Annotated in this window: 18 protein-coding genes; 9 read left to right on the top strand and 9 right to left on the bottom strand. The window is 25.5% G+C overall.

The genetic code is table 11. The annotated features are described in order from the left end of the window. The first annotated feature begins 135 nt into the window (after positions 1-135). The 7 genes from udp to polA all read left to right on the top strand — a co-directional run bounded on the left by udp (position 136) and on the right by polA (position 11,395). Positions 136-918, top strand: coding sequence for a uridine phosphorylase (gene udp / locus M9405_RS03080; RefSeq protein WP_250223221.1), 783 nt, complete (start codon positions 136-138; stop codon positions 916-918). 233 nt (positions 919-1,151) lie between these two features. Next, positions 1,152-2,633 carry a DNA recombination protein RmuC gene (rmuC, locus tag M9405_RS03075; RefSeq protein ID WP_250223220.1) on the top strand — a complete coding sequence of 494 codons (1,482 nt, stop codon included), beginning with the start codon at positions 1,152-1,154 and terminating at the stop codon, positions 2,631-2,633. 144 nt (positions 2,634-2,777) lie between these two features. After that, positions 2,778-3,536, top strand: a complete 759-nt coding sequence (ubiE, locus tag M9405_RS03070; protein WP_250223219.1) for a bifunctional demethylmenaquinone methyltransferase/2-methoxy-6-polyprenyl-1,4-benzoquinol methylase UbiE — start codon at positions 2,778-2,780, stop codon at positions 3,534-3,536. 423 nt (positions 3,537-3,959) lie between these two features. Then, entirely contained in the window at positions 3,960-5,597 is a 1,638-nt protein-coding gene (gene ubiB, locus M9405_RS03065) for a ubiquinone biosynthesis regulatory protein kinase UbiB (protein ID WP_250223218.1), read from the top strand. 181 nt (positions 5,598-5,778) lie between these two features. Further along, complete coding sequence (gene ubiD / locus M9405_RS03060) at positions 5,779-7,278, top strand: 4-hydroxy-3-polyprenylbenzoate decarboxylase (RefSeq protein WP_250223217.1); 1,500 nt, start codon at positions 5,779-5,781, stop codon at positions 7,276-7,278. Positions 7,279-7,669: 391 nt separating this feature from the next. Next, on the top strand, positions 7,670-8,299 hold the full coding sequence (gene dsbA, locus M9405_RS03055) for a thiol:disulfide interchange protein DsbA (RefSeq protein ID WP_250223216.1): 630 nt from the start codon (positions 7,670-7,672) through the stop codon (positions 8,297-8,299). 279 nt (positions 8,300-8,578) lie between these two features. Continuing rightward, a complete protein-coding gene (polA, locus tag M9405_RS03050; protein WP_250223215.1) occupies positions 8,579-11,395 on the top strand; it encodes a DNA polymerase I in 2,817 nt (938 codons plus the stop codon). Positions 11,396-11,476: 81 nt separating this feature from the next. Here the strand turns inward: polA and yihA are convergent, their stop codons facing one another. The 8 genes from yihA to coaBC all read right to left on the bottom strand — a co-directional run bounded on the left by yihA (position 11,477) and on the right by coaBC (position 19,749). Continuing rightward, the gene (gene yihA / locus M9405_RS03045) at positions 11,477-12,076 is read right to left on the bottom strand and encodes a ribosome biogenesis GTP-binding protein YihA/YsxC (protein WP_250223214.1); all 600 of its coding nucleotides are present in this window, start codon (positions 12,074-12,076) and stop codon (positions 11,477-11,479) included. Between the two features lie 144 nt (positions 12,077-12,220). Beyond that, positions 12,221-13,654, bottom strand: coding sequence for a type I glutamate--ammonia ligase (gene glnA, locus M9405_RS03040; protein WP_250223571.1), 1,434 nt, complete (start codon positions 13,652-13,654; stop codon positions 12,221-12,223). Positions 13,655-13,940: 286 nt separating this feature from the next. After that, positions 13,941-14,141, bottom strand: a complete 201-nt coding sequence (rpoZ, locus tag M9405_RS03035) for a DNA-directed RNA polymerase subunit omega (protein ID WP_423775037.1) — start codon at positions 14,139-14,141, stop codon at positions 13,941-13,943. Between the two features lie 91 nt (positions 14,142-14,232). After that, a complete protein-coding gene (gmk, locus tag M9405_RS03030) occupies positions 14,233-14,868 on the bottom strand; it encodes a guanylate kinase (RefSeq protein WP_250223213.1) in 636 nt (211 codons plus the stop codon). A 237-nt stretch (positions 14,869-15,105) separates the two neighbouring features. Next, positions 15,106-15,558, bottom strand: a complete 453-nt coding sequence (locus M9405_RS03025) for a MarR family winged helix-turn-helix transcriptional regulator (protein ID WP_250223212.1) — start codon at positions 15,556-15,558, stop codon at positions 15,106-15,108. Between the two features lie 902 nt (positions 15,559-16,460). Then, the gene (locus M9405_RS03020; RefSeq protein ID WP_250223211.1) at positions 16,461-17,333 is read right to left on the bottom strand and encodes a YicC/YloC family endoribonuclease; all 873 of its coding nucleotides are present in this window, start codon (positions 17,331-17,333) and stop codon (positions 16,461-16,463) included. A gap of 768 nt (positions 17,334-18,101) precedes the next feature. Then, on the bottom strand, positions 18,102-18,557 hold the full coding sequence (gene dut / locus M9405_RS03015; protein ID WP_250223569.1) for a dUTP diphosphatase: 456 nt from the start codon (positions 18,555-18,557) through the stop codon (positions 18,102-18,104). Then, complete coding sequence (coaBC, locus tag M9405_RS03010) at positions 18,541-19,749, bottom strand: bifunctional phosphopantothenoylcysteine decarboxylase/phosphopantothenate--cysteine ligase CoaBC (RefSeq protein ID WP_250223210.1); 1,209 nt, start codon at positions 19,747-19,749, stop codon at positions 18,541-18,543. Before coaBC ends, dut begins: the two co-directional genes overlap by 17 nt. A 381-nt stretch (positions 19,750-20,130) precedes the next feature. Here coaBC and rpmB point away from each other — a divergent pair, with 381 nt between their 5' ends. Both rpmB and rpmG read left to right on the top strand, forming a co-directional pair. Continuing rightward, entirely contained in the window at positions 20,131-20,361 is a 231-nt protein-coding gene (rpmB, locus tag M9405_RS03005) for a 50S ribosomal protein L28 (protein WP_423775036.1), read from the top strand. Between the two features lie 21 nt (positions 20,362-20,382). After that, positions 20,383-20,553, top strand: a complete 171-nt coding sequence (gene rpmG, locus M9405_RS03000) for a 50S ribosomal protein L33 (RefSeq protein WP_250223209.1) — start codon at positions 20,383-20,385, stop codon at positions 20,551-20,553. Positions 20,554-20,592: 39 nt separating this feature from the next. Here the strand turns inward: rpmG and coaD are convergent, their stop codons facing one another. Further along, entirely contained in the window at positions 20,593-21,093 is a 501-nt protein-coding gene (gene coaD / locus M9405_RS02995) for a pantetheine-phosphate adenylyltransferase (protein ID WP_250223208.1), read from the bottom strand. Positions 21,094-21,623 lie beyond the last annotated feature (530 nt).

Raw genomic sequence — 21,623 nt, 5'->3', positions numbered from 1 at the left:
GTTTAACTAATCAACATTAATAACACTAAAATATTTATTTTTAAATAATCTTATGCATAAGAAATTACAATAATTATTTTTAAAAATTAAAAAAATACTTTTAATACAAATTAAAAATCACATAAAACTTATTATATGCCTATCACTCATACATTTCATTTAGGATTACACATTAAAGACATACAAGATGCGACTTTAGCTATTCTTCCAGGAGACCCAAATAGGGTAAAAAAAATTGCACTCCTAATGAATAATCCAAAACATATTTGTAGTAATCGTGAATTTAATACGTGGTCTGCTCAAATTAATGGAAATACAGTCATTATATGTTCAACCGGTATCGGTGGACCTTCTACTTCGATCGTTGTAGAAGAACTATCTCAATTAGGTATAACAACATTTTTACGGGTGGGTACTGCGGGTGCTATCCAAGAATATATAAATACAGGAGATATACTAATTATTACTGCTGCAGTTCGGTATGACGGAACAAGCAGACATTTTGCTCCTATAGAATTTCCTGCAGCAGCAGACTTATTATGCAGTCTATCACTCATTAAAGCAGCAAAAAAAATTGGTATTAAATATCATATTGGTGTAACTGTATCTTCAGATACATTTTATCCAGGTCAAGAAAGATATAATACATTTTCTGGAAAAATCATTAAAAAATTCAGGGGTTCTATAAAAGAGTGGAAAAATATAGGTGTTATAAGTTACGAAATGGAATCCGCAACACTATTAACTATGTGTTTAACCCAAAAACTAAAAGCAGGAATGGTTGCAGGCGTTGTAATCAATCGTGCAAAAAATGAAACCCCCAATTGTAAAATAATACAATCTGCTGAAGAACATGCTATAAAAGTAGTGATAGAAGGAGCCCATATCATTCTCACTAAAAATATACAAATTATATAAATTTTATACATTAAAAAATATAATAAATTTTGAAAAATTTCTTATTTTTAATACCAAATACTTTATACAATGCTTTTCAACAAATGAAACAACTTGTTACTTACAACAACAATGAATTTTCATTCATAAGAAATGATTTAAAAAGAAAATTTTTTAAAAAAATATATTATTTTATATATAATTCCTATTAACTAAACCAATATTAAAATATTATTTTTTATAAAAAATATACAATGAACATACCAATATATTTTTATGATATAATTAACATATTTATAGGATTTATAATAACCGGAATATTTTCTGTAATTACAGTTAAAATTTATATAAAAAAATATAAAAAAAATTATTTAAATCATAAAAAAATTCTATCTATTTCTACAGAAAATTTAAAAAATGAATCTAATTTACGTCAAAACACTGAAAAAAAATTACAACATACATTACAAACAGTATGCGAATTACACGGAAAACTATCCACTGCTGAAGAAAAATTAAAATTATTCAATTGTTATTATCAAAAATATGAGAAATTAAATGTAGAATTGCAAAAGCAAATGGATCTGAATCATATACAAGCATTAAAAATAAAAGAATTATCTATCCGATTAGAAGAACATAAAATATCAACAGAAGAAAAACAAAAATTGTTTATTGATAACGAACATAAATTAACCATACAAATTGAAAATTTAGCAAATCGAATTTTTGAGAAAAACAGATCACAGTTAGAAACACAAAACAAACTCTCCCTTGAAAACATACTATCTCCCTTACAAATACAATTAGATATATTTAAAAAACAAATGCAAAATAATTTTAATTTAGAAGAAAAAACAACACATTCATTAACCTATGAAATTCGTACTCTTCATCAATTAAATGCAAAAATCACTCAAGAAACTGTTAATTTAACACAAGCTTTAAAAGGAAATAATAAAATACAAGGAAACTGGGGCGAAGTTATTCTAACTCGTGCGTTAGAATCTTCTGGAATGCGTGAGGGATATGAATTCCATATACAAAATAGTATAAAACATAAAGATGGATACAGATTACAACCTGATGTTGTAATACATTTACCTAAAAATAAAAAGGTAATTATTGATTCCAAAGTATCTTTAATAGCATATGAACGTTATTTTAATAGCACTAATAAAGAAGAAAAAAGATTAGCTATTACCGATCATATTAATTCAATACGTAATCATATAAAATCATTAAATAAAAAAGATTATCAAAAATTATTTGAACTAAATACATTAGATTATATCTTAATGTTCATACCAATTGAATCAGCATTCATTTTAGCCATAAAAACAGAGCCATCATTATTAACAGATGCTATGAAACGTAATATTATGTTAACTAGCCCTACAACATTATTAATAGCTTTACGTACTATTAATAATTTATGGCAATATGAATATCAAAACTGCTATGCAAAAAAAATTGCTGATAAAGCAAGTAATTTATACGATAAATTAAGGTTATTTATAGATGATTTAAATAAAATTGGAGTTTATTTACATAAAGCTGAGACTGTATATAACGCGGCAAAAAATAAATTTTCTGAAGGAAAAGGAAATATTATTAGCAAAGCAGAAAGTTTTAAAGCACTCGGGGTACAAATAAAACAACCAATTATCACTACTACTACTCCTTCTCACAAGGAATCACATGATAATACTTGTATAACAAGTACATATAAATAAATTTTTTTTTAGATTTTTCTTAATAAAGAAAATAATTTCATTATTAATAATAAAAAATCATTAATTTCATAAAAATTGAAACAACAAGTTTAATTTTGTTAAATTTTAATTATCTAATATACATAATAAATATTATTATAAAATATGAAATATAAACACGATAAAGACATGACCCATTTCGGATTTAAAAATATTCAAAAAACAAAAAAAAATTCTATGGTATCTAATATATTTGATATTGTAGCAAATAAATATGATTTAATGAATGATATAATGTCATTTGGTATACATAGAATTTGGAAACATTATACACTACAACATAGTGAAGTACACTCTGGGAACAAAGTTTTAGATCTGGCTGGAGGTACTGGGGATTTAAGCATAAAATTTTCAAAACTAGTCGGCAACACAGGAATAGTAGTGCTACTAGATATAAACTATACTATGTTATGTAAAGGGCGTGATAGATTACGAAATTTAGGAATACTGAACAATATAATATATATACAGGCTGATGCCGAATATTTACCATTTCCTAGTAATACTTTTGATTGTATTGCAATTTCTTTTGGATTACGAAATTTTACAAATAAAGAAAAAGCACTGTTTTCAGTATACAGAGTACTAAAACCTAGAGGAAAACTATTAATTTTAGAATTTGGAGCGCCTACTTTTTCGTCATTTAAAAAGCTGTATAATTTGTACTCATTTAACGTCCTACCTAAATTAGGCGCAGTTATAACAAGCAGTCATGATAGTTATCAATATCTTGTAGAATCTATTCGTATGAATTTAGATCCAGAAACATTAAAAGATATTATTACACAAACAGGATTCACTAATGCTAGTTATACTAATTTAACCGGTGGAATTGCTGTGTTATATAGCGCTTATAAAAAATAAAAAACACTATGTTTGTTTTTTAACACACCTGCATAACTCCAGTCTTGTTTAACGTTGTCACTAATAAATTAAATATTAATTTTTGAGAAATCATAATACCCAACACTAGTAATATATTACATATAGTAAATATTAAAATGATTATTTATATAAAGCATAATATCAAATAATTATTATTTATAAAAAAATCTAATCTTAGAATATTAAGACGTTTACTTTAAAATAAAAAAAATTATACTAAAATAAGCATTAAGATTTAATTAAATATACAACATAATATTTTTAAAATCATTATATAAAATATAATAATGTTTTAAAAAGTTATTTTTAAAACTGCTTGAAAACATCATAATTTTATAAAAACTATTATTTAAAAATAAAATAAAGTATATTTATACCTTATGTAAAATTACAGGAAAAATAATGGTTTTTACTGAAATATACCGACTCTATTATATAATAAAAATAATACTACATTATGGATTAAGCGATTTTATTCCAGATCATCGGTTAATTTTCCTGTTTAAAATAAAAAACAGATTTTTATTACGGATTTTTAACAAACATACACATCTAACTTTAGAAAATAGATTACGTTTAGCATTACAAACATTAGGGCCTATATGGGTTAAATTTGGACAAATGCTAGCTACGCGTCGTGATATTTTTTCAGATTCTATTGCAGATCAATTAGCAATTCTACAAGATCATGTAAAACCTTTTGACAGCATGATTGCTAAAACATATATAGAACGTGCTATTGGACACCCATTAGATACATACTTTAAAAATTTTCAAGAAACACCATTAGCCTCTGCATCTATCTCACAAGTACATTCTGCAAAATTAAAAAAAAACAACAAAGATATAGTAATTAAAGTTATTCGACCAGGTCTTGTACCAATTATAAAATCAGATTTATATTTAATGCATAAATTATCATATTGGGTTTATAAATTTCTTCCAGAAGGAAGAAAATTTAAATTTTCAGAAATTCTTAAGGAATACGAAAAAACCCTCTTCAATGAACTTAATTTATTAAAAGAAACTGCAAACACTCTACAATTAAGAAGAAACTTTAAAAATAGTAAAATACTATATATACCAAAAGTATATGTAAATTTATGTAGCAAAAATGTCATGGTAATGGAGCGTATTTATGGAATACCGATATATGATATAGTCACATTAAAAAGAAAAAAAACTAATATGAAATTATTAGCAAAACGCGGAATAGAAATATTTTTTACACAAGTATTTAGAGATAGTTTTTTTCACGGAGATATGCACCCCGGAAATATTTTTATTAGCTGTAAGTATCCAAATAATCCAAAGTACATTACTATAGATTGTGGAATTGTTGGATCATTAAATAAAAAAGACAAATATTACTTAGCAGCTAATTTCATTGCATTTTTAAAACAAGACTACCGTAAAATTGCCGAATTACACCTAGATTCCGGATGGATACCAACGAATACTAACATTGAAGATTTTGAAGGTGCACTTAGAACAGTATTCGAACCAATTTTTACACAACCATTAAAAAACATCCCTTTTAGTAAAATACTATTTTATTTATTTAATACTGCAAGATATTTTAATATGGAGGCGCAACCACAATTAATCTTATTACAAAAAACTCTGCTATATATTGAAGGAATAATTAGAGAAATATATCCTCATTTAAATCTTTGGATATCAGCGCAACCATTTTTCGAAAAATGGATACAAGACCAATTAAAATTTTCAACAATCATGTGTAGCATTAAAAATAAAATACCTTATTTGATCAATAAAACTATAGAATTACCTAATATATTAGGTCATGAATTTAAACACTCTTTTTTTCTACAACAAAAAATAGAAAAATTAATAACAAAATTAATAAAACAACGTACTAATCATCACCGAGCTGTGTTCTTATTTAGTATTGGAACAATACTTATTATAATAAGTAGCATCTTTTTATATACAAAAGATAAATATTTTAAAAACTTTTCTATTTTCCTATTTATCATAGGGATATACATATGGACTGTAGGATGGAGACGCATTTAAAAATAAAATGATACAAAATCAATAAAATTGTAAATTAATATTATATTTTCATATAAAATTAAAATATACAAAAAAATAATTAATAAATTTTTTATTAAAAATGATATTATATACTACTCGACAATTAATTTAATAAGAAAAATTAATTATCAAATAATTAATCTGTAAATAAATTTGAACTATGAAATATAATGATTTGCGCGAATTTATTAAAATTTTAGAACATCACGGTGAATTAAAACGTATCGACATTCCTATTGATCCGAATCTAGAAATGACAGAAATTTCCCATCGTACTATTAAATCAAATGGACCTGCACTATTCTTCAACAATCCTAAAGGATATTCAATGCCTGTACTTTGTAATTTATTCGGCACACTTAATAGAATTGCTCTAAGTATGGGAAAAAAAAACGTTATGGCACTACGAGATATTGGGAAATTACTTGCATTTTTAAGATATCCAGAATTACCAACAAATATACAAGATTTTTTTTCTAATGTACCTAATTTTCGGCATATATTACATATGCCTACTAAACAAGTAAGTTTTGCTCCATGTCAGGAAAATATTTACTATGATACAGATGTAGATATCACACATATGCCAATAATGCGCTGTTGGCCTGGGGATATATCTCCATTAATAACTTGGGGAATCACTATAACTCGTGGACCACATAGTAAAAGGCAAAACCTGGGCATCTATCGTCAACAAGTATTATCAAAAAATAAAATTATTATTAGATGGTTATCTAATCGTGGGGGTGCTTTAGATTTTAAATCATGGGCAGAAAATACTTCAGAAAAAAGATTTCCAATTACTGTAGCATTAGGTGCTGATCCCGCTACTTTACTAGGCGCAGTAGTGCCTATTCCTAATACATTATCAGAATATGCTTTTTCCGGTCTATTAAGAGGACGAAAAACAGAAGTTACTAAATGTATCTCATGTAACTTAGAGATTCCAGCAAACTCTGAAATTATATTAGAAGGATATTTAGAACGTAATATCCTTGCGACAGAAGGTCCTTTTGGAGACCATACAGGATATTACAATACTACTAATAAATTTCCAATTTGCACTATTACTCATATAACTCGAAGAAATAACCCAATTTATCATTCTACATATACTGGTAAACCCATAGATGAACCCGCAATGCTTAGTATTGCAATGAATGAAATATTTATTCCTATAATACAAAAACAATTTCCAGAAATCACAGATTTTTATTTACCTCCAGAGGGATGTTCATATAGATTAGCTATTGTCACTATAAAAAAACAATATATTGGACATGCAAAACGTATAATCTTTGGAGTATGGTCGTTCATAGAGCAATTTATTTACACTAAATTTATTATTGTATGTGATGATGATATTGATGCAAGAAATTGGAATGATGTAATATGGGCTATAACTACACGAGTAGACCCAGATCGTGATACTACGATCGTTAAAAACACACCGATTGATTATCTCGATTTTGCTAGTCCTATTGCTGGATTAGGATCTAAGATAGGTATAGATGCTACAAATAAATGGCCAGGAGAAACTAACAGAAAATGGGGCGATCCAATAAATATGAGTAGTGCAATATGCTGCTATATCGATAGCATTTGGGAAAAACTCAACATTTTAAACCATAAAAACAAAAATAATAACTCTAATAAATAGATTGTATAATATCTTTATATAAATAAATCATATAAAAGTTTTTATTTTTAAATGAAACAATATATTAAGTTAACTCACTAAATAATATAAATAAATTTATACTTAAACATATAATAAAAAATATATAAATATTTTTTATTAATATAAAATTCCAACATAACATTTCATTATTATCATAATAAATAAATATTATATAATTATTTTTATTGATACAGTTCTTAAAGGATAAAAATAATAAAAAAATCTATATACTTTAAAACATATAAATATATTTCAATAACAAAAATTACCAATATTCAAAATTAAAATAAATTCAATTTTAGTAATATATTTCTAATAAAATACATTTATGTTCTATTTATAATTTAATATGGTTTATTAAGGGGGGAATATGAAAAAATTACATCTAATAATGATGATAATTTTTTTAATATTTTCATGCAAAAGTATATCTTCATCAATAATTGAGGGAAGACAATACATTCGTTTAAATAAACCTGTTCATAATGCACCGAAAATACTAGAATTTTTTTCTTTTTACTGCACGCATTGTTACCAATTTGAACAAATTTATCATATCTCCAATCATATACAACAAACATTGCCTAAAAACATATATTTTTATAAATATCATGTTAATTTTTTAGGAAATTTAGGAAAACAATTAACACATGCATGGGCTGTAGCAATCGCATTAGGCATAGAAACTAAAATTAGTCCTATATTATTTGAAGCAATACAAAAACAACAATCTATTCGCACCACAGAAGATATTAGGTCAATATTTATTAAATCTGGTATAAAATCTGAAGAATTTGATACTGCTTGGAATAGTATTTTAGTAAAATCTTTAATTTTAGATCAAGAACAAGCAGCAATAGACTTTTGTTTAAAAGGAGTACCATCAATATTTATAAATGGACAATATATGGTAAAAAATGATAAATTAGATATATCATCGGTAAATGCATATATTCAACAATTCTGTGAATTATTAAATTTACTTATAGAGAAAAAATAATATTCCATTATATGGAATATTCTATCTTTAATAAATAATTAAATGTATTCTCTACAAGATTGTAATAACATATACTGCAATAATTACTGTCATTATAATAAATATGTATTACCATGAAATCATAAGACTCATTATTATGAGTGATAAATAATAAATTTGTCAATATATATTTTTGTGTGCTAATGTTAATATTTAATAAACTTAAACAAATACACCAAATAGCTTATTAAGCTGTAATGCAACACCTAATTCCACCAAATTAAAAATTTTTACATTGTTATGACTATAATAAATATAAAAAATCCAATAATCTTAGTGGACGGTTCTTATTATGCATATCGTGCATATTACGCCTTCCCACAGTTAATTAATAGTCTAGGAGAACCAATATGGGTAATATATGGTGTGCTAAAAATGATAAACAGTCTCTTAAAAAAACACAAACCAATTCAAATGGCTGTTATATTTGACACAATAGGACAAAAAACATTCCGAAAAGATTTATATGCACAATATAAAGCTAATCGTCCTAAAACTCCTATAAACCTTTCTATTCAAATGAATCCTTTATGTCAAATAATAGAAGCTATGGGTATAAAAATACTTAAAATTCCTGGAATAGAAGCAGACGATATAATAGGAACATTGTCTGTGTTTTTTGCGCAAAAATCAAAAAAAAATCATGTATTAATTAGTACAGGAGATAAAGACATAACACAAATTATATCTCCACAAATCACTATTATTAATAGTGCATCAAATAATATTGTTACTCCTGCAGAAATAGAAAAAAAATTTGGTATTCCTCCGAATCTAATGGCCGATTATTTAGCATTAATCGGTGATCGCTCAGATAATATTCCTGGCATTCCTAAAATAGGTAAAAAAACTGCTCAAATTTTATTAAATAAAATAGGAAACTTAAAGACAATATACGAACAACTAGAAAAAATTGATACATTAAATCTACGTAACACTAAAACAATAAAAAATGCATTAAAAATTAATAAAGACGCACTATTTTTATATTATAAATTAACAACTATTAATACCAATATACTATTAAAAGAAGCAGATTATCAATTATCCATTAAAACAGCAAATATTGATATATTATTATCTTTATTTAAAAAATATGAATTTGAAAAATGGTTAATAGACTTAAAATCAGGTACATGGTTAATTCATAAAAATTATGCAAATAATATTACACTACCAACTAAATTTTCAGAAAATAAATTAAATTTACAAAAAAATAAATTACTAACAAATTTCTATCAAGAAAAAACTATTAAAATAATACATGATACCGATATGCTATTTAATTGGATAAAAAAAATTAATGTTGCTAAAATTTTTACATTTAATTTAGATACAGATAATTTTAATGCTTCTACAGCTAATATTATTAGTATTAGTCTATCTATAGACTCTAAAGAAAATGCATTTATTCCTATACAAACTGATTACTCTAAAAATTATTATAATTTTTTATGTCTCAAAAAAACATTAAATATTCTTAAACCTATTTTAGAAAATTCAAAAATAAAAAAAATTGGACAAAATCTGAAATTTAGCCATTCTATATTTAAACGATATAACATTGATTTATTAGGTATAGAATTTGATGTAATTTTAGAATTATATGTACTATACGGTACAGCTAATTTTAAAAATATAAAAAACTTCTTAGATATAAATACATTCAACGCAATTTTAAACTTTAAAGAAAATTATAATTTTTACGAAAAAAACAAAAAAACATTAGATTTAGGGAATGTACAGTTAAGATCTATACATTCTATTCAACTCACCCAATCAATGTCCAAATTACATAATATTTTATGGATAAAAATATCAGAAAACCCTAAACTAAAAGAAATATTTAAAACAATAGAAATACCCTTAATAACTGTGCTATCGCGTATAGAAAATTACGGAGTCCTAATTGATAAACAATTACTCCATAATCACTCAGAAGAACTAAATTCTAAAATTAACACACTAAAATTAACTGCATATAAATTAATTGGAACACCTTTTAACTTAGCTTCTACTAAACAATTACAGGAAATATTATACAACAAACAAAAACTACCAATTTTAAAAAAAACACCTCATGGATCACCTTCAACTAATGAAGAGGTATTAAAAATACTAGCAAAAAAATATCCAATACCAAAAATAATTCTGCAATATCGCAGTTTATCTAAATTAAAATCTACTTATACCAATAAATTAACCGATGTGATTAATAAACATTCAAACAGAGTACATACTTCATATAATCAAACTAGAACTTCTACAGGACGTTTATCTTCTAATAACCCTAATTTGCAAAATATTCCTAATAGGAATTACGAAGGTAGAAAAATACGACAAGCATTTATTGCTCCAAAAAATTTTTTAATTATAGCTGCAGATTATTCACAAATAGAGCTAAGAATTATGGCTCACTTATCTAAAGATATTAAATTAATACATGACTTTCTTTCTGAAAAAGATATCCATACTCTAACAGCTGCTGAAATATTTGTAACTACTCTACAATCAGTCACTAACGAACAAAGACATAAAGCTAAAACTATTAATTTTGGATTAATTTACGGAATGAGCGCTTTTGGATTAGCACAACAACTATCTGTAACACGTAAAGAAGCGCAACAATATGTAGATCGCTACTTTAAACGTTACCCTGGTATTATGAAATATATGCAATACATACGAGAACACGTAAAAAAATACGGTTATGTTTATACTTTAAATGGAAGAAAATTATATCTACCAAATATCTATTCTAATAATATATCTCAAAAAAGAAGCGCGGAAAGGGCAGCTATTAACGCTCCTATGCAAGGCAGTGCAGCTGATATTATAAAAAAAGCTATGATATCTATTGATAACTGGTTGCAAACAGATGACATTCCAGCCAGAATCATCATGCAAGTACATGATGAATTAGTATTTGAAGTACAAAACAGTATTGTGGATTTTTTTACAAAAAAAATCAAAAAATTAATGGAAGAATGTTATGTACTTAAAGTCCCTTTAAGGGTAGATATTGGAATTGGAAAAAATTGGGAACAAGCTCATTAAAACAAACCTATCTGGACTCGATCTCATAAAAATCTTTATAATGTAAGCTTATTGTAATAATAATATCATGCGCAAAAATAATTATTTTAACCAATTATTTAAAATTTTATGCAAAATAAATATTCCATATTTTTTAACAGCAGAAAATATTTCAACTTGAATATCTGTACTAAAAATACTTTGACAATCTTTTATTATTTTTTTTGACATAATACACAAAGTGTTTTTAGAGATTTTATCTGATTTATTCAATAAAACTAAAATAGGAATATTCATAAGTAATGCTTTTTCAATAATTTTTTTATCTAAACTTCTAATTGACCTTCTAATATCTATAACTACAATTAATCCTTTTACACTGATTTTTTTTAAATATTCATATATTACATGATTCCAATAATCTTTTTGTATTGTATTATCGTTAGAGTAACCATAACCAGGAAAATCAATTAAATATACGCCTAATTGTACTTCAAAAAAATTAATAAATCTCGTGCAGCCTGGATTCTTACTAACCTTAGTTAATTTTTTTTTCCCAGTCAAAGCATTTATAACACTAGATTTGCCACTATTAGAATAACCAACAAAAGCCACTTCTATCCCCATAATATTTTTATTATTAGATAAACGATAAATTTTTGGGACACTCATAAAGAAACGAGTAGCATTATAGTTATACATTAAACTACCATATAAAAATCTTTTATTAAAATATATGAAAATTTATTAATTACTTAAATAAACCCACACAAAACATATAAAACTATTATTCTAATATTTAACAATAAATAGATAATATTTTATCTAAAACAGATAATTTTAATGCTACACATTATAATACAATTCAAACTCTATAGGATTAGGCGTAATATTCAATAATCTAATATCTTCTCGACACAATGCAATATACGTATCAATAAACTCTCTAGTAAATACATTACCACGCATTAAAAATTGGCAATTTGCTTCTAAATGTATTAATGCTTCATCAAAAGATGAAGCCATACGAGGCATTGAAAATATTTCTTCAGCAGAAGAAATATATAAATTTTTATTAACTGGTTCTCCAGGATGGATTTTATTAAAAATCCCATCTAATCCTGCCATAAGCAATGCAGAAAAAGCTAAATAAGGATTAGCAGCAGGATCGGGAAATCTAATCTCAATACGACAAGACTTATTGTTATCATCTTTATCTAATGTTTTAGAAATCGATGGGATACGAACAGCGCTAGAACGATTACTCATTGAATAAGTTAACATCACAGGAGCTTCATATCCTGGCACTAAACGCTTATAAGAATTTGTAGTAGGATTAGTTATAGCATTTAACGCCTTAGCATGATATAAGATACCTCCAATATAAAATAAAGCGATATCTGATAAATGTTGTGACGAATTTCCAGAAAATAAATTAATACCATTTTGGAACAAAGATACATGACAATGCATACCAGAACCATTATCATTTAAAATAGGTTTAGGCATAAAAGTAGCGGTTTTTCCAAAATCGTTCGCAACATTACGTACTATATATTTATATATTTGTATCTCATCTGCTTTTTTTGTAAGAGTATTAAAACGAATTGCTATCTCATTCTGACCAGAAGTTGCAACTTCATGATGATGAGTTTCTACAACTAATCCCATTTTTTCCATTATCATAGACATAAAAGAACGTAAATTATGTGATGAGTCCACTGGAGGAATTGCAGCATATCCGCTTTTAATTTGCAGACGATGACCCTTATTTCCATTGCTATATATCTTACCACTGTTCCAAGATGCTTCTATATCATCAATTATTACATAAGACTTTGATACTGAAGATTTAAATCGAATATCATCAAATAAAAAAAATTCCGGTTCTGGTCCAAACATTGCAAGATCAGCGATACCAGAATTATATAAAAATTTCTCCGCTTTCTTCGCTATAGATCTAGGATCTCTATCATAATTCTCTAAAGAACAAGGGTTACAAATATCGCAACGCATTACTATTGTAGGTTCTTTATAAAACGGATCAACAATAAAATTGCTATTACAATCTGGCATCAACACCATATCAGATTCATGAATTTGTTTCCAACCTTTAATAGCCGATCCATCAAATATTTTACCGTTACTAAATAAATTTTTATTTACATACGATGTAGGAATTGTGATATGTTGTTCTTTACCTCTGATATCAGTAAAACGTAAATCAATAAATTTTATTCGATTTTCATGAATAAAAGAAAAAATTCGTTCAACACCCATCATATTTAATCTCTCAACAAATTCTAAACAAGTAGAATCTATTATTCTAACAGATAATATCTGCATTTACATGGAAACTTATATAACCTTTAATTAAATTATTGTCTAATAATTTAATTCTATTAAATACACAAACTAATTTTATTATTAAATTTATCAAATATTATTAATCGATATCTTGTAAAAAACCCCAAAAATATGCATTTTGCTTGTATTAAATATACTTTTAAAGAAAAAGTATAAAAACTAATAATTTTCTATTATATTCCTCACGCATAAATACAAATTAATAATTATTTTTTGAAATATTGTCCTCAAGCTCCTTAAGCGCTAAAACTGCGTATTTACTATAATTATTTTTTACCGATAACACTGATTTTTCATCAAATTGCATTTGACGAGCACGTCGAGCAGCCACTAATATTAAATCAAACTTATTATTGACACTTTCTACAGAACTCTGTATAGCACTAATATTATCCACCATATCTTCCTTCTTCTTGTATCGTACATTTTAATTATACTAAACTAAATGATATTAATTATCAATTTCGATAAATACTCCGTTTCCATTTTTATTATACCAACAAACTGTCAAGTAAATCGGCACAACTTGTTTTTTGCAATACAATTTTTAATTGTTCAGCTAACATGATCGCTTGCAAATGTCTTAAAGCAACATCAAAATTATCATTTATAACAATATAATCGTATTCTTTAAAATGACTTATTTCATTTATTGCTTGTTTCATACGTACAGCAATAACCTTTTCTGAATCTTGCCCTCTTTTACGCAATCTACGTGCTAACTCCTCTTTTGAGGGCGGTAAAATAAAAATAGTATAAATATTATTATTTAATATTTTTTCGCGAACTTGCCGAGCCCCTTTCCAATCTATAATTAATATTACATGCATTCCATTATATAACATAGACTGAACATAATCTAAGCCAGTGCCATAGTACTGATTAAAAATCCGAGCATATTCAAATAACATTTTTTTTTTAATCATGCTTTCAAATTTTTTTTTCGAAATAAAATAATAATCCCTCCCATCTACCTCACTAGCTCTTCTTAAGCGAGTAGTATAAGAAATAGATAATTTAGTTCCATCAGGAACTCGATTATCACGTATTAAACTATAAATCAATGAAGATTTCCCTGTCCCACTAGGAGCAGATATAACACACAAAATTCCTACATTCCTTGACATGAAGCACATTTAAACTTGCAAGAATAGTTATCTTACTTAAAAGATTTATCTATTTTATATATAGATGCAATACATAAATACCAAACTTCCAATTTTATATTATAGCAGATCCTAAAATTTAAAAAACAAAAAATAATTTAACATCAAAAAATTGCCATATTAATTCAAGCAATATCCCTATATTGTACTCAGGATCTGCTAAATATTCTAGATATTTATTTCATATAAATATCTATATCACGTAACATCTTGCCGTGTTTCATTATTTTTTTGTCGCATTTCAAGCAAATTACATATTTCCTTAAAATTTTGAAGTTGCATATCAGATATAGGAGCAAACATACGATTTAAAATGATATTATGTGTATCCTTAGCGATACGCAATTTATCTCGCCCTTTTTCTGTAATATGAACATATTTTACTCTTCGGTCTGTAAAACTTTGTTGCCTGCGCAACATTTCATCTTTTTCTAACGCATCTAATACTGTTACAACAGTTCTCGAAGAGAATCCCATATAATTTTTAATATCTGTCGCGCTAGTTTTACCAGTAGTAATTAAGTGCAAAATTTTCATTTTAGACATAGAAAGACCTTCATTAATTAACTGACCGTTTATTTCTTTACGTAAACGATGATAAATACGAGATAAGGATTCCACCATATTTGAAATATCTGTTAATCTATTCATAGTTATATATCTCTACATTATATCAATAATAAAAAAACTGTACTTCACAGTATGTATGAACCACTAATTTAAATTATTAAATTAACTATTTTTAATATTGTTTATTTAAAAAATTAGTTTTAATCAAATATTTTACATTTGATGATAATCAATAATTTTATCCAATAAATTTTTGTAATCCACCTCCTAAATTATTATTAGGACTATATTAAACTAATATCTATATATTCATGAACAAAAAATGTTTTAATTCAATAAATATATTCTAATATTTAATTTACATTATTATTGTTTTATTCTATCGGAGTTTTTTTAATTTTGAAATATCACAGCAGTAAAAAGAAAAATGAATTAATTTTTTTTTTTTTAATAAAAAAAATATTTTTTTGTAATTTTTTTTTATAAAAAAAAATATTTTTTTATATTTTAAAATATAAAAATATAAAAATATAAATAAAATATTATATAAAAATAATTTTTTTTTATTTTTATTAATTTATTAAATAAGAATTTATTTTTAATAACAAAATATTTATTTTAATATACTATTATTTAGTAACTATAAATATATTAGACTAATAATAGTATTGTTAAATTTAAAGTATTACTTTACTAATATAAACTATATTTATATAAAATATCGAGTATTAAAAATTTTGTAGAGAATAAATTATAGAAGCTATACAATAGCTTAAATAGATATAATTTTATTAATATTTATTTAAACTAAATGTAATAGTATTACGTCCTAGAATAGATATTTATTTATCCAAAATACCGGAAATACTTTTAAAAAGTTAAACTAAACTATATTATTATAAAATATACATATTACTTATCATATTTAAGTAGAAAAACACTTCTTTATAAATAAACCACATTAATAATACTATATATTATTCCTATTCAATATTTTGTGCTTGTTCTCGTATCTGTTCAATCAAGAGTTTTACAGAAACGGCTAATTGAATAATATACGAGTTTATAGATTTCGATGCTAATGTATTAGCTTCTCTATATAACTCCTGCGACATAAAATCTAAACGCCTACCCACTGGACCCAGTGATGAAAGAATATTATTCATTTCCTTAATATGACTAATTAATCGATCAACTTCTTCTGAAATATCAATTTTTTGAGCTATTATTAATAATTCTTGCTCTAATCTAATCGCATTAGTATAAACGCAAACATCTTGCATATATTCCAAAAGTTTCTTGCGTTTATCATCTAATACGCTAGGAATATATCGCCTAATTTTATTAATTTCCTTGGAAATTAAATTTAATCTCTCTGCAATTCCATTCTTTAAACAAATACCTTCTCTTTCTCTATCTTTTATCAAACCACTCAATGCCTCTTTAAAAGATATAAATAATTCAGGATATATATCCTCTTTTACAAGAATATTATGTTCATAATTAATTACTCCTGGCCAAAACAAAATTTTTAACGGATCAATATCTCCCGTATTCACTAATGTTTTTATCCATTTTGCAGACTTAATCAAATGATGCACTAATTTTTTATCAATAAAAAAATTTTTATGATTATAATCATCATTCATATTTACTGTAGCAGTACATTCTAATCTACCTCTCACAAGGACATTCTTAATTTCTTTCCGAATTATTGATAATATATTATGAAAATTTTTAGGTAAATTAATATGAATATCTAAGTAGCGTTGATTTAAAGAATAAATTTCCCAAGTCACACTACCCCACGTATACTTACCCTCATATTTTGAAAAAGCAGTCATACTATAAACCATAAATATACCCAAATTTCTTTAAAACTAATAAATAATACTATTAATTAAAATTAATATTTTCATTAAACAAACAACGCTAAACTTCCATCATAATAAACGTTAATTTAATAAACGATTTTATTTTATTAAATAAAAATCATAAATATTTGACATATTAAAACTCACCAAATAAATATTACTTTGCATTAAAATACACAACTGTAAAATATAATTTTATTGTAAATAGATTAATTTTTTTATTTCAATACAAGTATATAAATTAAAAAATAAATTAAATTACTTAAATTCTTAAATTATTCAAATAAATAATCACTAATATTAATTAATGCTTTGTTAGCTTAATCAGGATAAAATAAATATCAATAAAAATATATAGTTAAAATCAATATAAATTACTAGAATCAATTCAAATTGTAATAAATTCTATTATTATTAAATAATAACAACAATTCATATACTAAAAAACATTAATCATTTTAATAAAAAAAATCATAAATAAATAGTATTCAATTTAATATAAATTATATGTAAATATTTAATTTATATTCCAATTTATATTTATACTATATTAGTATATATGATTTAATAATCATATATTTTGCTGTATAAACATTTCATAAAAATAAAATCATCAAATTTATTTTTTTATAAATATTAAATGATATTAAATATAAAATAATCTACATATACGAAAAATATCTCTTCTCTTTCGAGTAATAATAACCGGGTATAAAAATATAAATCACTATTTTTAACACTCTGTTATCTCTATATTGAATGACCAAAACCTCGGGTTCCACGCACACTAGGTAATAAAAACGACTCAACAATAGAAAATTTCACCTGAAATATTGATATAAAGACTAATTGCGCGATCCGCTTACCAGGAGTAATAATATATTCCTTCGCACTACGATTCCATAAAGACACCATTAATTCTCCTTGATAATCAGAATCAATTAAACCTACTAAATTTCCTAATACAATACCATGTTTATGACCCAAACCAGAACGAGGCAAAACAATACCAGCTATACTAGAATCAGCAATATGCACAGCAATACCAGTAGAAATTAAATATACCTTCCCAGGAATAATAACAAGATCATCATCTAAACATGCAGGTAAATCTAACCCAGCAGAACCTGCTGTTGCATATTTGGGGCAACAAAAATAACTGTAGACACGATTATCAATAATTTTAATATTAATTATTTTCATTATAAAGATTAATTATTTCTCTAATTAATTGTTGTGCTAATACTCTTTTTTTTCTTAAAGGTAAGATAACACTTCCTTTGTTCCAAAATAAATATAAAGAATTATTATCACTATTAAAACCTTGATTTAAATAAGAAATATCGTTAGCACAAATTAAATCTAAATGCTTACTAATACGCTTATCTTTTGCATGCTGTTGTATATTTTTGCTTTCTGCAGCGAATCCAACAACATAAGGACGCTTTTCAATTAACGAACCTACCTCTGATACAATATCAGGATTTTTAACCATTACTAACTTTAAAATATCTTTATCTTTTTTAATTTTTTCCAAAGAAGAATGATAAATACGATAATCTGATACCGCCGCGCAACCAATGAAAATATGTTGATTTTTAATCTCTTGCATAACTGCTGATTTCATATCTAAAGCAGAAATAACATCAATACGCCGAACTCGGATAGGCGTAGATAAATGAACTGGACCCGTAATTAAAGTGACTTTAGCCCCCTTATCCGCAGCAGCTTGCGCAATAGCAAAACCCATTTTCCCTGAACTATAATTAGTAAAAAAACGAATTGGATCTAAAGCCTCATGCGTAGGCCCAGCAGTAATCATAATATTGAGATGATTTAAAGAATCATCGTGAGAAAAATAATGATTTATATACTCAACAAGTACCTTAGGATCTATCATACGCCCATAACCAATATCATCACATGCTTGATGCCCGTAATCTGGCCCCCAAATCAATACTCCTCTATCTCTTAAAGTATTTAAATTTGTTTGAGTAGCAATAGCTTTATACATCTGTTGATTCATAGCAGGAGCAACAGCAATAGGAGCTGTTGTAGCTAAACATAAACTACATAATAAATCATTAGCCAAACCAACAGCTAACCTAGCTAATAAATTAGCTGTAGCTGGAGCTATTAACACTAAATCAGCCCATTTGCCTAATGCAATATGAGGCATACTGCTTTCCGTTTGAGTACTAAGAAAATTATCCAACACTGGATGACGCGATATCGTTTGTAAACTTAACGGAGCTACAAACTTCTTTGCAGATTTAGTCATAATTACTTTAACATCTGAACCTTGTTCTTTTAAATATCGAACTAAATCTATCGTTTTATATGCCGCTATACCACCGCTGATTCCTAATATGATATGTTTATCAATTAAGCCCGCCATATTATTTTATATATCAATCACACAATTTTAAAAATTATTCTTTTCTATCTTGCATCAACATATTAACAAATATAGTAAAAATTACTAAAAACATTCTATATAGGATATAATTATATTGTGCATATAAATAAACTCTCATATAATATCCTTAGGATCTTTGTGCACAAAGAATAAATTATATAGTATTATATTCTATGTATCCATATGAAAATTTCGGAAATACAATGATATATACTGCAATTGTATCCTAAAAACTTAAATATTAATAATTTAAACATCAATATAATTAACATAAAATAAAACATAGAAAATACATACACAAATATAAAAATTTTTATTTGTGTATGTATTTTGCCAACGCAAACAGGTTTAATACACATTATGCGCACATGCCAAATTACAGGAAAAAAACCAATGAAAGGACATAAACGTTCTCATGCAATGAATGCTACCAAACGTTGGTTTGCACCAAATATTCAGACGCATCGTTTTTGGATAGTAAGCAAAAAATCTTTTCTAAAATTAAAGATATCCACCAAAGCTATGCGATTAATTGATAAATTAGGAATTGAAAATTTTTTATCATCTTATTCGCACATTAAAAATAAATAACATATAAAGAGCAATCAAATTATGGCGAAAGAAAAAAGAGAAATAATACGTTTGTTTTCTGAATCTAATAATAGACATTTTTATAGTACTACAAAAAATAAACGTAACAGCCCTGATAAAATAAAATTAAAAAAATTTGACCCTATTTTAAGAAAACATATTCTATATGTGGAACGAAAAACATCCAAATAAATTAGAACTTGGATAAAAAATCATTGCATAAACAATAACTTAACCTGCATGAATAGGTGCATTTTTTAGTCTCTCTAAGACTTTTTCCAAAATAACTTCAGGTATAAAATTTTTTAGCTCACCTCCACACTGAGCTATTTCTTTTATCAATTTAGAAGATAACCCTCCCCATATACCTGTAGACATCATAAATACAGTTTCTATTTCACTATTTAAATGATTATTAATACTTACTAATTGTCTTTCATACTCAAAATCAGCGACTGTTCTTAATCCACGAATTATAAATTTTATTTGTCTTTCGCGCATGATATTAATAGTTAAATCATTAAAACCAAATACTACAACGTTTGAAAATATAGATGTAGCTTTTTCTGCAAGCATCACACGATCTTTCAAACTAAACAAAGGTCTTTTCTGCGGATTTTCAGCCACAGCTAAAAATATTTTGCTAAAAATTTTACGTGCTCTAGTAATAATATCTAAATGACCATAAGTCAACGGATCAAAAGTTCCTGGATATATAGCTTTAAGGATCATAATACGATATCTCTATACTATAGAGTATATTTGATTTATAAACGAAATTACATTCATAATTCAATTTATAAACTAACATATAAATAAATTATTTGCGCAATATAGTATTCTCTTATAATCCTACAAAATTATAATGTTTATACCCTCTGCACACATTCTAAAATTATCTATAATTACTGATATCAAGGTTCGCTATATTATATAGCGACAATAAAAAATAAATACCTATATATAAAAAATTAATTTTTCACAACACTATTTAATATATAACTTAATAATACTTTATTATATAAATCCTGAAAAGGATATATCAATATATATCTGTTTAACATTATATATCACAAATAATACTTATTTGTATTGAACTGCTGTATAACAGCAGTGTATTTTAATGTTCATTATATAACTCATCTGATATCACAATTAATTTATATGTAAAATTTAAAAAAATAACTATTTTATATAATAAATTCGTTAATTTTATTTAAGCTATTAAAAATAACAAAAACATATTATCGAAATCAATCAAC

Origin of the sequence: Candidatus Blochmannia ocreatus, from assembly GCF_023585745.1 — a bacterium.
Lineage (GTDB): Bacteria > Pseudomonadota > Gammaproteobacteria > Enterobacterales > Enterobacteriaceae > Blochmanniella > Blochmanniella ocreatus.
The sequence above is the reverse complement of the archived record's forward strand: the minus strand, read 5'-3'. Positions and strand labels throughout refer to the sequence as shown.